Below are 13079 nucleotides of genomic sequence, written 5' to 3'. Positions count from 1 at the left end.
AAAGCCTCCGCATGATGCGGAGGCTCTGTTATTTCATCACATTTTGAATATAAGAGCCGAATGCCGCGCCGGACATGCCCGGCGACACACGGACGCGGTGAAGCCCGTAAAGCCCCTGATCTCTTGACGCCGCTCCCGGCTCCGTCGTGACCGCCATACGGTAGCCTGTCGCGGCGGCGGCTTTTAATGTTTCCTTATTATATCGTCCGACAGGGTAGCTGATCATAGACGTCCGCTGTCCGAACATTTGATCAAATAAACGCTTAGAGTCCTTCATTTCACGTCGCTGCTGCTGCGGTGTGAGCCCGTTCAATTCAAGATGGTTCATCGTATGGCTCTGAATGGAAATGCCGTGGGCGGCCATCTCCTTCATCTGCTTCTCCGTCAGATGATTCTTATGCCCGATAAAGTTTCCGATCATAAAGATTGTCGCTTTCATCTCGTATTTCTTTAAAATGGGATAGGCCGCTTTCACATTGTCGGTATAGCCGTCATCAAATGTGATCAGAACACATTTTTCACGCGGCTCCTTATCCTCCGTCAGCATCAGATAGGCCTCTTCAGGAGTCATCGTATAATAGCCGTGATCATGAAGCCACTTCATATGCTGCCGGAATTCTTCCTTCGGCACACGCAGGCTGTTTCCCTCAGAAATGCTGTGGTACATCAGAATCGGCAGTCTTGCCGTTCCTTTCGTTTTAACCCAGGCGGACGTATCCGGCTCCTTTTTGATTTGGCGCTTTACAGATTTTTTATCGTGGTGCGCTTCTGCCTTCGGAATGCTTTGTTCGGCGCTTGCCTCATGGCCCGAGCAGGCGGCCAGCGTAAACACGGCAGCCAAAAGGCACATGCACATGATTATGCGTTTCATCGTTTTCCTGCTTTCTGTCTTCTATTTACTTTTTATATCGGTTATGCGTCATAAATTGTTACATCAAAAAAGCCGGACATCCAGCTGTCCGGCTTTGCGTTATGAGCGGATTCTGATTTCTGTTTCACTGTCAAAAAAGTGAGCCTTATTCATGTCGAAAGCGACGGTCAATTCCTCACCGGCATGAATGTCATGGCGGGCGTCAATCCGGGCGATAAAATCCTGATCCCCGATCCGGGAATAGACCATAATTTCTGACCCGAGCAATTCCGCGACATTGATTTTAGCTGTGATGGATGAATTCTTATAGGATTCTACCACAATCAGCTCGTCATGTATGTCTTCCGGGCGGATGCCGAAGATAACATCTTTGCCGGCATACCCTTTTTCGCGGAGCATTTTCATTTTCCCTTCCGGCACGCCGAGAGCGGCTGAACCGATCTGAATGGCGCCGTCCGTCAGCTTTCCTTTGAAAAAGTTCATCGCCGGGGAGCCGATAAACCCGCCGACAAATACGTTTTCGGGATGTTCATACACGTCTTTCGGGGTGCCGATCTGCTGAATTTTTCCGTCCTTCATGACTACGATGCGTGTCGCCATCGTCAGTGCTTCTGTTTGATCGTGCGTCACATAGATTGTAGTTGTTTGCAGCCTTTGATGCAGCTTAATAATTTCTGCCCGCATCTGCACCCGAAGCTTTGCGTCCAGATTTGACAGCGGCTCATCCATTAAAAACACTTTGGCGTCCCTGACAATCGCCCGGCCTAATGCAACCCGCTGCCGCTGCCCGCCGGAGAGCGCCTTCGGTTTGCGGTGCAGATACTCTGTGAGCCCCAGCATTTTTGCCGCTTCTTCGACCCGTTTTTTAATCTCCGGTTTCGGCATCTTCCTCAGCTTCAGACCGAAAGCGATATTATCATAGACCGTCATGTGCGGATATAACGCATAGTTTTGAAACACCATGGCGATATCCCTGTCTTTAGGAGCGATGTCATTCACTCTCGTGTCACCGATATAGAAATCGCCCTTTGTAATGTCTTCCAGCCCGGCAACCATCCTCAATGTTGTTGACTTTCCGCACCCCGACGGACCGACAAACACGATAAATTCTTTATCTTTAATATGAAGGTTAAAATCATCGACAGCCGCTTCTTTTTGATCGTAATACTTATAAATATGCTCCAGCCGAAGTTCCGCCATGTCATCTCCCCCTTTTTTGTAAACGCTTTCTTAAATAGGATTGTAACAGCGTCAGACGGCGGCGGATATAGGCAATGTTCATAAAAAAAGTCCGCTGCCTTCGTGCACATTTCCCATTTAATGTGATTTTTCATACTGCAGACAAATGAAATAAGCCAGCAGGGCGCCCTGATATGTCTTAATATCAATACCCGAGCGTTCCGCAAATTTATCAATCCGATATTGAAGACTGTTGCGGTGCAAATGCAGTTTTTTCGATGTGAGCGACATGTTCGAGTTATGTTCAATAAAAGTCTGAATCGTATGCTTCAGCTCCGGTTCTTTCTGAAACAGCAGCGCCGCTTCTTCGTGAAGCAAGGCTGAGAGCTTTTCTCTGCTTTCTTCCGTGAGCATGGCCGGAAATACCGTTTCCGCGGTCAGCGTGCTCAGCTGCGGGAGATAACGCCGGCCAATCTGACAATATTGCTGTTCTCTCCGATAATGAAGACGCAGACGTTCTCCCGCGCCATAATACCTTCCGATGAAAAAACGGACACTGAAATAAAAATCGCCTTCGAGAATCTTCACAAAAGATGCGATGTCATCCGAATCGGGCGCTTCCAGCTTTTCTTCCTCCACAATCACGCCTTGATCCCTTCCCGTCCGGACAACTATATATGAAACCGGCCAGAAATGGCGCAGCGCTTCCGTAAATGCCCCCCAGTCCCGTTCTCCCAATAAGTCATAATGGATAAAACGGACACGCGGCTCCTTGACATCAGGCACCGGGCCTTCTTCCAGCAGAAAACGCCGCCACCTCTTTGCTGCCGCCGTCTCCGGAAAAAAATCGCCTTTTTCTTCAGCGGGCGCCAAAAATGATTCCAGAAGCAGTTTCTCCTTCGGGGTGATATCCTCCTTCGGAATGGCGACATAGCCCCGCCTTTTTTCATCATAAAAGCAAAAGACATCCTCCGCCGTACAGCACGTATCAGACAACACAGCCCTTGGGTAAATTGCCAATAACGGGTTCATATGCGCTCCTCTCTATCTCTCTATCATATTTTCAGTATAAAACGTCCGGCCGATTGTATCCACTTCGTTTTAAGAAACAGCTTTCAGGCTATTTCCCGGGAAACGGATCATCTGCCGGCATAAGAAAAAAACCCTCCGCGCCGGCAGAGGGATTCTTTTTATTTAGAGATATCGACGAAGCCTTCGCCAAAGACGTCACGCACATCATGAACAATGACAAACGCTTTTGTATCACAGCTTTTAATAATTTTTTTGAGCATGGAAAGCTCTTGTTTCTGGATGACGATATATAAAATCTCCTTCGACTGCCCCGTGTAATTTCCTTTACCCGACAGCAGCGTAACCCCTCTGTCCATAAGCGTGTTGACCTGTTCAGCGATTTCGTGCTTATGCTCAGATATAATCGTCACCGCTTTTTTCGTATTCAGGCCTTCAATGATAAAGTCCATCACCTTCGTTCCGATGTACAGCATGACAATGGTAAACATCATTTTTTCCGCACCGATGATGAAATAAGAACTGAAGACGACAATCAGATCAAAGAACAAAAGCGCATAACTGATATTCCAATCGAGATATTTGTTCGCAATCCTCGCCAAAATGGCAGAACCCGCAGTCGTGCCTCCGACTCGAATAATGATCCCGATTCCGACACCGGCAAACACACCCGCAAAAATAGTATTAATAATGAGTTCATGTGAAGGCGAGTGCCAATCATGCGTCAGATGCAGAAACAGTGAGTTGGCGACAACGGTAATGATCGTATAAAGCGTTGTTTTTCCGTCTAAAAATTTATATCCGATAATCAATAAGATCCCGTTCAAAATGATATTCGTCACCCCGGGCGACCATTCAAACACATAGTACAAGATCAGGGTGATTCCCGTTACCCCGCCCTCTCCAAGATCATTCGGAATGGCGAATAAATTAACAGCCAAAGCAAAGATAAAAGCTCCAATAATCAGCATCAGCACATCCAGCAATCTCTTTTTCATCCCAGACACTCCTTTTTTATAAAATCAAAAAAGCCCGGGAGAGCACTCTTCATCAAAAGAGCAGAAACTCCCGGGCTTTTATCCCAACGTGTCACAGCAGGAACCTGCTGTGTGTTTTCTCTCGGTCCAGACCAATTCAGCATTGCGGAACCCTAGAAAACCACTGTTTTTTATGTTCAGTTTTTGTATATCTTTCAAGATTATACGGGAAATCACGAACATGTTCAACCACTCTTTTTTCAATAAACCTATAAAAAATTCGAACGATCTGCCGATACTAAAAAAGGCCTTTAAAATACATGACTAAAAAACCATTAAAATACTTTTTTTCTCAAAATATTATTGACTATAGGTTATTTTACAGGCATTATAGTATGTAGTTTTTAAGAAATAGTTTACATAGGAGGAAATATTATGGCAGGCAACCTGGTGTCTTGTAAGGCATGCGGCAAAGAAATCGCTAAAGGCGTTAAAAAATGCCCAAACTGCGGTAAAGATCAGAGAAACTTTTTTATGAGACATAAAATTATCACATTGCTTCTGGCGGTAGTGGTTATTATCATTCTCGTAAACATCGGCGGCGGAGGCGGATCTTCATCATCTAAAACCGCGTCTTCAAAAGCTGCGGAATCCAAGGAAAAACTGTATAACATCGGTGACACTGTTAAGACTGAGAAAACTGAAGTTACTGTTACCAAAGTGGAAAAAAGAGATTCAGTAGGCTCTCAATTTGTCGAGAAAAAAGCGTCTGACGGCGGCGTTATCGTAGCTGTTCAATACACAGTTAAAAATGTTTCAAACAAGCCGTTAAGCTCTTTCTCCATTCCAAGAGCGAAATTAGTAGATTCTAAAGGAACATCCTATGATTCAGATATTGATGCTTCTTCAAGCTATGCAACAGAAACAAAAGTAGACAACAGTAAAATTTTAAGTGACTTGAACCCGAACATTAAAGTTACTGACGTAAAAGCTTTTGAAGTTGATAAAAACGCATACTCTAAAGGCACTTGGAAATTAAAGTTCAGCAACGATGTTGAAGTGAAAATTAAATAATGACCGTAATAAAAGAGACCTTCACCATTTGAAGGTCTCTTTCTTTTACACCTTTTGGTACCCGTTCACATTGGAGGACTGCCACTTCCAAGAGTCGGCGCACATTTCTTCAAGCCCGCGCTTTGCTTCCCAGCCTAATTCAGCCTTCGCTTTTGCCGGGTCTGCGAAGCATGCGGCGATGTCTCCCGGGCGCCGGGCGGCAAAACGGTACGGCACTTCTTTTCCTGATACTTTTTCAAACGCTTTGACCATCTCAAGAACGCTGTAGCCTCTTCCCGTGCCGAGATTATAGGCATCCGCGCCTGTTGTGTTCAGCACCTTCTCAAGCGCTCTGACGTGGCCCTCGGCAAGATCAACGACATGGATGTAATCCCGCACGCCGGTGCCGTCCTTTGTCGGATAATCATTGCCGAACACCTGCAATTGCTCAAGCTTGCCGACAGCGACTTGGGCGACGTACGGCATTAAATTATTCGGGATGCCGTTCGGGTCTTCTCCGATCCGGCCGCTCGGGTGCGCGCCGAACGGATTAAAGTAGCGGAGCAGCGCAATGCTCCATTCAGAGTCCGCTTTATGCAGATCGCGTAAAATCTGTTCCAGCATCAGCTTTGTCTGCCCGTAAGGATTGGTCGCGCTTAATGGAAAATCCTCAGTGATCGGCGTTGTTTCCGGAACGCCGTAAACCGTCGCTGAAGAACTGAAGACGATTTTTTTCACACCGTGTGCCTGCATGGCTTCACATAAAATAAACGTCCCCGTCAGATTATTATGATAATAACGGAGCGGAACAGCCACAGACTCACCGACCGCTTTTAATCCCGCAAAATGAATGACGGCTTCAATCTCATTTTCAGCAAACACCCGGTGAACGGCATCACGGTCAAGGAGATCCGCTTCATAAAACACAAGCCCTTTTCCGGTAATGTCTTTCACACGCTCCAATGCTTCCGGTGAACTATTTGACAGATTATCCAGAACCACGATGTCATAGCCGCCGTTTAACAGCTCGACACATGTGTGGCTTCCGATATAACCCGCTCCGCCTGTCACTAAAATCGCCATGAAGAAAGCCTCCTCTATTGAATGAATTGACCATATTATATCGGTTTTTTCTTTCTCAAACATCCATTTCCAAAAAGTTTAATCGTTTAGTCATCGTTTCTTCATAATTTGTTTTCATTCGCGTAAAACACAGAGCCCTCGAATCAAACCGGTTGTGAAATAGAAATCCCTCCCCCGCGCATGGTAAGATAAGACAAAGGAGATGACGGTATGAAAAATGAAATCATTGAACGCTTTACCTCTTACGTAAAAGTCGATACACAGTCTGACGAAAACAATGAAAACTGCCCTTCAACCCCCGGCCAGCTGACATTGGCCAACATGCTGGCAGATGAATTAAAGTCGATCGGCATGACAGAAATCACAGTCGATGACAATGGGTACGTCATGGCGACTCTGCCGGCGAATACGGATAAAGACGTGCCGACTGTCGGTTTTCTGGCTCACGTGGACACCGCGACCGATTTTACCGGAAAAAATGTGAATCCTCAGATTATTGAGAGCTACGACGGACATGATATCGTTTTGAATGACAAACTCAATGTCGTTCTGTCGCCTGAGCAATTCCCGGAGCTCTCCCGCTATAAAGGCCAGACGCTGATCACAACAGACGGCACGACGCTGCTCGGAGCCGACAACAAAGCGGGCATTGCCGAAATCATGACGGCAATGGCGTACTTGATCAAACACCCGGACATCAAACACGGAACGATCCGGGTCGCGTTCACGCCTGATGAAGAAATCGGCAGAGGCCCTCACAAATTCGATGTCGGCCGCTTCAACGCCGCATTCGCCTACACGATAGACGGAGGCCCCCTCGGCGAACTGCAATATGAAAGCTTTAACGCAGCCGCCGCAAAGCTGACTTGTTACGGAAAAAGCGTCCACCCGGGAACGGCGAAAAACAAAATGGTCAACGCTTCAAAAATCGCGATGGAATTTCATCACGCGCTGCCGAAAGAAGAAGCGCCGGAATATACGGAAGGGTATGAAGGCTTCTATCATTTACTTTCCATGAACGGAGACGTTTCTGAAGCCGCCCTGTCGTACATCATCAGAGACTTTGACAGAGACCGCTTTGCAGAACGAAAAGAATATATGCAGAAAACCGCCGATGCGCTGGCGGCCAAATACGGCAAGGAAAGCATCAAGCTTGAACTGCGTGATCAATATTACAACATGAGAGAAAAAATCGAACCGGTCAAAGAGATAGTCGATGTCGCCTATCAAGCCATGAAAAACCTCGACATCGAACCGATTATCGAACCGATCCGGGGCGGAACCGACGGATCACAGCTCTCTTACATGGGACTGCCGACACCGAACATTTTTACGGGCGGCCAAAACTTCCACGGAAAATATGAATACATTTCCGTCGATCATATGGAAAAGGCGGTAAACGTCATTGTTGAAATCGCCAGGCTCTTTGAAGAGCGCGCTTAAAACCAAAGCCCCCTGCTTTGGTTTTTTTCTTTCACATGAAACCTTTCCTTCTTTCTTTCCGTATATAAGGTATGAAATGGAAAGAAGGAGTGAAGACTATGGCAAGAGGGACTGTAGCGAAAGAATTGAAAAAAACCTTAAAAGACCCGCGTGTTCTGGAGACGAAATCAAACCCTTTTAAAAAGCTGCGGAAAATGTTCAAACGATTTTTTTAAGATAACATCTCGTTTTCTTTAAAAAAATAAAGAAAGCGCTGTCATTACGCAGTCATCTGTTAGAAGCAGTTATTTTGCATATTATAAGGTTTTTTAGGGTACTGAATAACACAAGGCAAACGAAAACAACGAAGTGGTTAATTAGACTCTTACAAAAAATAGTGAAAAAGTTATATAAACGATCATCATTCATCAGCCGATACAATCTATAGAACCACAACAAGAGCAAATTTTCTTCAACCCCTAGTCATTTTTACGGAAAATGACGTTATTTTTTAAAAAAGTGACAATTGTTTGAATACTTTTCGTTTGTTTTTTCGTACAATAATAATACCAAAACTTTTTTTGGGAGGTATGTAAAATGATGCTACTTATTTTTGCTGCTTTGACAGGGTATCTTGTTTTCTCTTTCAGTAAGGACAACCGCCGGAAAACGCCAAAGACAAGCCCGCTGGTGACAGCTGCCGACACGAATAACATCATTGATTTAAATGCGATCCGTCAAAAACGCCGGATGCCGCTATCATAAAAACGACAGCTGCCGCAAAATCGGCAGCCTTTTTTTATGCACCCGGCCGATATGAAACCATCCGCCTCCTTTTTTCGTACAACATAAAAAAGGAGTTTTTTTATGTACCATTTTTATATCAAAGAGCGGATGTTTACGTTTAAGAATCGTTTTCAAGTGTTTCTTGAAAGCGGGAAAGAAGTCTACAATGTTGAAGGAAAGCTGTTTTCATTCGGTGATGAACTGAAGCTGACTGATTTGGACGGCCGCACGCTCGCCAGCGTCAATCAGAAACTGATGTCGCTCGTTCCCCGTTACGAGATTTCCGTCAGCGGCAAACCCGTCTGCCAAGTCATCAAGAAAGTCACGTTTTTCAAACCGAAATTTGAAATTTCCGGACTCGGCTGGGATCTTACCGGCGATGTGTGGGGCCGGAATTTTCAAGTGACAGACGGAAAATCAAACCGGATGACCGTCACCAAATCATGGATGAGCTGGGGCGATTCCTATCATTTGCAGATTGAAAAGGAAGAGGATATCGTTCTTTGTCTCGCGATCGCCATCGTGATAGATATGATTCTATTTGAGGGTGACAAATAAAAATATTTATCGAAATATATTGACAATATAAGATAATATACTAAGATTAAGAGTATTACAGTTTATTCTGAAAAATAGCATATTTCCTTATCAAGAGAGGTGGAGGGACTGGCCCTATGATACCCGGCAACCGCTGTTCAGCAGAATGGTGCTAAATCCTGAAGATAAGGTTGAGATTTGCGGACGCAAGCTCTTCCCTATCCGAGGGAAGAGCTTTTTATATTTCATCAGGAAAGAAGGAATCGTTCATGTCACAGCAAAACACAGAACAACCATTGCATACGCTTCTAAGAAAAAACCCGCCGTTTCGCGCGGATCAGGTCGGAAGCCTGCTGCGGCCGGCGGCTGTGAAGCAAGCCCGCCTGCAAAGAGCGGCGGGTGAGATTTCGGCAGAACAGCTGCGCGAAATCGAAAACAGAGAAATCATCCGCAGTGTGGAAAAGCAGAAAGAAACCGGCCTCAATGTCGTGACTGACGGCGAATTCCGCCGTGCCTGGTGGCATTTTGATTTTCTCGAAAACTTAGACGGCGTCGAAGCATTTACGCCTGAAAGCGGCATTCAGTTTCACAACGTACAGACGAAAGCGCGCGGCATTAAAGTAACGGGAGATATTGATTTTTCTCAGCATCCGATGCTCGAAGATTATAAATTCCTGCACAGCATTGCCGGCGATGCTGTTCCGAAAATGACCATCCCAAGTCCGAATATGCTGTTTTTCCGCGGAAAATTGGAAAAAGCGTCCTACCAGAATGATTACAAACAATTTCAGCACGATGTGTCAAAGGCGTATAAAAAAGCGATTCAAGCTTTCTATGACGCCGGGTGCCGCTACCTTCAGCTCGATGACACCGCATGGGCCGTTTTCTTATCGGAAGCGGGGCTTCGTCAGATTGAAGCTTTCGGAACAACGCCGGATGAGCTGCGCAAGCTGTTTGCCGCTTCCATTAATGACGCCATCGAGGACCGCCCTGACGATCTGAAGGTTACGATGCATATCTGCCGCGGCAACTTCCAATCCACATGGACGGCTGAAGGCGGCTATGATGCAGCGGCTGAAACGATTTTTGACGGGCTTGATCTTGACGGATTGTTCCTGGAATATGATGATTCCCGCTCCGGCGGCTTTGAACCGCTCCGCTATGTCAAACGCTCTGATCTTCAGCTTGTGCTTGGATTGATTACGTCGAAACATGGCGAGCTCGAAGACAAGGACGCGATTAAACGCCGCATTGAAGAAGCTTCACAATATGTCAGCCTGAATCAGCTTTGCCTCAGCCCGCAATGCGGATTCGCCTCCACTGAGGAAGGAAACCTGATCACAGAAGAACAGCAATGGGCGAAACTGCGCCATGTCGTCAACATTGCCGGTGAAGTCTGGAAATAAAAAAAAGACACGCGTTTAGCGTGTCTTTTCCGTTTTACAGCGGACCGGTTCCGATTAAAATATCGATATCTATCGTAACAGCAGCCTCTTTCCGGCTGATAAACCGCCGGATGCTGTCATCAGTACATTTCCATGTTAAGGGCGTCATTTTCACAAGCCGCTCGAGGTCAGGCTGCGATAAGGTCTTCGTGTAACACAGCCGTTTGCGCTCAAAGGTTTGAAAGCCCGCTTTGAAACGTCCGGCCGCAGAATCGGCGGTGTCATTCCGCCGAGGACTGTCTCCGAAGAAGAATTCCCTTACTTCCTTCAAATAATCACGCCGCGGCACCGCTTTAATGACTGTGCCGCCCTTTCGTAAAAGCCTGTTGCATTCCTTGTAATTCCAAGGTGATAAAACAGACATCACGACATCAAAACAGCTGTCGGCAAACGGCGCATCCGCCACATCAGCGACGGCAAAAACCAAATGATTCCCGAAGGCCTTTGCGGCATGCAGCACACCTTCTTTCGAGAGATCAATCCCGATTCCCGTCACGGAAAAAGCGGGCTGAAGCAATTTGCACACGGCGGCTAAATGAGAGCCTTCTCCGCATCCCGCATCCAATATCGCCGCTGATGTTTGCGGAGATTGAATATGGGTGATGATGGCAGCAATCTCCTTTTGAACCGGCGCAAAAAATTCCCGGCTGTCAAAAAGCTCGCGTCTCGCTTCGAACAGCTGCCTGTCATAGCGGGTTTTGACCGATTTATTGAGGAAATTCACATATCCTTGTTTTGATATATCAAATGTATGCCCCTGTCCGCAAATCAAGCTTCGGTATTGTGAGACCGCCATGGCCGACCGGCATAGCGGACACCTGAACACGGACTGGCATGATTGCAGTAATTCCGCGCGTTTTCTTTTTATAGACGTCAAAAAAACACCTCATTCATTCGTTATTCCGATGAAATGAAAAAGGCATAGACAAATAAACCTCGCCAAATTAGAAGGTTTAACCTATTCATCTATACCTCTCATTATCTGTAACGAATGAACTGGATGATCACGAAAATGCCCCCTTTTCTGCCGTCTTTTGAAGGCTGTGCCCTCAGATCCATTTTATCAGCTGCATCCCGTCTTTACAATGAATCGGAACGGTTTTCAGGGGTTTTTTATTCCTTTATTATCCAATTACTTATGCACATCCTTTATTTTCTTTATTTATAATATAAATTTATTATTTTGAAAATATCTAAAAAGGTTGATTTTCAAAAATTGAAACGATAAAATACTGCTATCTCATGTAATATCGTTATTCTTGTATATGATCAGTAATATGGTCTGATTGTTTCTACCTAGTGCCGTAAAAGACTAGACTACAAGAAAGTTTGCATAAATTTGAACGAGTGAAAAGCATATGACGCTGTCTATTCTTTTCTTTTGGCTCTTATTTATCACACTTTCTGGCTTTCAGGAATTTGTGACGAATAAGAGCTTTTTTTATTTCCATAATACCCTTATAGGAGTTGCTCACATGTACTTTTTATTGAACATTGTCGGTCTCATTGTTGTCATGGCTGTTGTTTTCTTATGCTCTCCCAACAAGAAGAAGATTAAATGGCGTCCGATTGTCATGCTCCTCGTCTTTGAGTTTCTGATTACTTGGTTTATGTTAGGGACAAAAATCGGCGGCTTTGTCATCGGGAAGATCGGCGCGTTCTTTACATGGCTGATTTCCTGCGCCAGTCAAGGGATTGCGTTCGCTTTTCCGTCTGTTATGGCGAACCCGACGGTTGATTTTTTCTTCAGCGCATTGCTGCCGATTATCTTCGTCGTGACCTTCTTTGATATGCTGTCGTATTTCGGTATTCTGCCGTGGCTCATTGATAAAATCGGCTGGCTGATTTCTAAAATATCCCGTCTGCCGAAGCTGGAGAGCTTTTTCTCCATCCAGATGATGTTTTTAGGAAATACGGAAGCTTTAGCCGTCATCCGCCAGCAGCTTGCCGCCGTCAGCAACAATCGGCTTTTGACATTCGGGCTGATGAGCATGAGCAGCATCAGCGGCTCGATCATCGGATCGTACTTGACGATGGTTCCGTCCACTTATGTGTTTACAGCCATCCCGCTGAATTGCTTAAACGCGCTTTTAATCGCCAATATGCTGAATCCCGTGGACGTTTCTAAAGAGGATGATATTATTTACGTTCCTTCAAAAGCGGAGAAAAAAGACTTCTTCTCCACGATTTCTAACAGTATGCTTGTCGGCATGAACATGGTCATTGTCATTTTAGCGATGGTAATCGGCTATGTGGCGTTAACGGCCGCGTTAAACGGCGTACTCGGACTGTTCGTGCACGGTTTGACCATTCAAAAGATTTTCTCATACATCTTCAGTCCGTTTGCCTTCCTTCTCGGATTAGGCGGACATGACGCGATGTATGTCGCACAGCTGATGGGCATCAAGCTCGCGACGAATGAATTTGTGGCAATGGCCGATCTGAAAGGGCAGCTGAAATCACTTCCGCCGCACACGATTGCCGTGGCTACGACATTCCTGACATCATTCGCAAACTTCAGCACCATCGGTATGATCTACGGATCTTATCAATCTCTGCTTGATGGTGAAAAATCAGCCATCATCGGAAAAAACGTCTGGAAGCTGCTTGTCAGCGGAATTGCCGTTTCCCTATTGAGCGCGGCGATTGTCGGATTGTTTGTCTGGTAAAAGAAAAAAAGCGATACCGCTCCGTTTT

12 protein-coding genes and 3 riboswitches are annotated in these 13079 nt (G+C 45.8%); of the genes, 6 read left to right on the top strand and 6 right to left on the bottom strand.

Annotated elements, in window-relative coordinates:
* Window positions 1-28 precede the first annotated feature (28 nt).
* The 4 genes from G9F75_RS01135 to G9F75_RS01120 form a co-directional block, all read right to left on the bottom strand.
* Window positions 29-871 (bottom strand): polysaccharide deacetylase family protein, encoded by an 843-nt coding sequence (locus G9F75_RS01135; RefSeq protein ID WP_129093819.1) that lies wholly within the window; start codon window positions 869-871, stop codon window positions 29-31.
* Window positions 872-970: 99 nt separating this feature from the next.
* Window positions 971-2071 carry an ABC transporter ATP-binding protein gene (locus G9F75_RS01130; protein ID WP_014419235.1) on the bottom strand — a complete coding sequence of 367 codons (1101 nt, stop codon included), beginning with the start codon at window positions 2069-2071 and terminating at the stop codon, window positions 971-973.
* Window positions 2072-2188: 117 nt separating this feature from the next.
* A complete protein-coding gene (locus tag G9F75_RS01125) occupies window positions 2189-3082 on the bottom strand; it encodes a PucR family transcriptional regulator (protein ID WP_167408882.1) in 894 nt (297 codons plus the stop codon).
* Window positions 3083-3240: 158 nt separating this feature from the next.
* Window positions 3241-4077 carry a YitT family protein gene (locus G9F75_RS01120; RefSeq protein ID WP_003150818.1) on the bottom strand — a complete coding sequence of 279 codons (837 nt, stop codon included), beginning with the start codon at window positions 4075-4077 and terminating at the stop codon, window positions 3241-3243.
* Window positions 4078-4142: 65 nt separating this feature from the next.
* Window positions 4143-4244: riboswitch (guanidine-I (ykkC/yxkD leader) on the bottom strand.
* Window positions 4245-4590: 346 nt separating this feature from the next.
* On the opposite strand from G9F75_RS01120, the gene G9F75_RS01115 reads away from it, so the two are divergent.
* Window positions 4591-5130 (top strand): DUF4352 domain-containing protein, encoded by a 540-nt coding sequence (locus G9F75_RS01115; RefSeq protein WP_119834765.1) that lies wholly within the window; start codon window positions 4591-4593, stop codon window positions 5128-5130.
* Window positions 5131-5175: 45 nt separating this feature from the next.
* Here G9F75_RS01115 and galE read toward each other — a convergent pair whose 3' ends face one another.
* Window positions 5176-6192: a UDP-glucose 4-epimerase GalE gene (galE, locus tag G9F75_RS01110; RefSeq protein ID WP_014419237.1), complete on the bottom strand. Its 1017-nt coding sequence runs from the start codon at window positions 6190-6192 to the stop codon at window positions 5176-5178.
* Window positions 6193-6402: 210 nt separating this feature from the next.
* On the opposite strand from galE, the gene pepT reads away from it, so the two are divergent.
* From pepT to G9F75_RS01090, 4 genes are all read left to right on the top strand, one after another.
* On the top strand, window positions 6403-7635 hold the full coding sequence (gene pepT / locus G9F75_RS01105) for a peptidase T (RefSeq protein ID WP_014419238.1): 1233 nt from the start codon (window positions 6403-6405) through the stop codon (window positions 7633-7635).
* Between the two features lie 576 nt (window positions 7636-8211).
* Entirely contained in the window at window positions 8212-8379 is a 168-nt protein-coding gene (locus G9F75_RS01100) for a hypothetical protein (protein WP_003150808.1), read from the top strand.
* Between the two features lie 102 nt (window positions 8380-8481).
* The gene (locus G9F75_RS01095; protein WP_012118790.1) at window positions 8482-8958 is read left to right on the top strand and encodes an LURP-one-related/scramblase family protein; all 477 of its coding nucleotides are present in this window, start codon (window positions 8482-8484) and stop codon (window positions 8956-8958) included.
* 84 nt (window positions 8959-9042) lie between these two features.
* Window positions 9043-9129, top strand: a riboswitch (SAM riboswitch).
* A 77-nt stretch (window positions 9130-9206) separates the two neighbouring features.
* On the top strand, window positions 9207-10343 hold the full coding sequence (locus G9F75_RS01090; protein WP_103527220.1) for a 5-methyltetrahydropteroyltriglutamate--homocysteine S-methyltransferase: 1137 nt from the start codon (window positions 9207-9209) through the stop codon (window positions 10341-10343).
* A 34-nt stretch (window positions 10344-10377) separates the two neighbouring features.
* Here G9F75_RS01090 and G9F75_RS01085 read toward each other — a convergent pair whose 3' ends face one another.
* Window positions 10378-11259 (bottom strand): methyltransferase domain-containing protein, encoded by an 882-nt coding sequence (locus tag G9F75_RS01085; protein WP_160216641.1) that lies wholly within the window; start codon window positions 11257-11259, stop codon window positions 10378-10380.
* 362 nt (window positions 11260-11621) lie between these two features.
* Window positions 11622-11722: riboswitch (purine riboswitch) on the top strand.
* A gap of 135 nt (window positions 11723-11857) precedes the next feature.
* On the opposite strand from G9F75_RS01085, the gene G9F75_RS01080 reads away from it, so the two are divergent.
* Window positions 11858-13051 (top strand): NupC/NupG family nucleoside CNT transporter, encoded by a 1194-nt coding sequence (locus tag G9F75_RS01080; RefSeq protein WP_167408881.1) that lies wholly within the window; start codon window positions 11858-11860, stop codon window positions 13049-13051.
* Window positions 13052-13079: the final 28 nt, after the last annotated feature.

It is taken from the genome of Bacillus sp. EKM208B, assembly GCF_011800725.1.
GTDB lineage: Bacteria > Bacillota > Bacilli > Bacillales > Bacillaceae > Bacillus > Bacillus velezensis.
The sequence above is the reverse complement of the archived record's forward strand: the minus strand, read 5'-3'. Positions and strand labels throughout refer to the sequence as shown.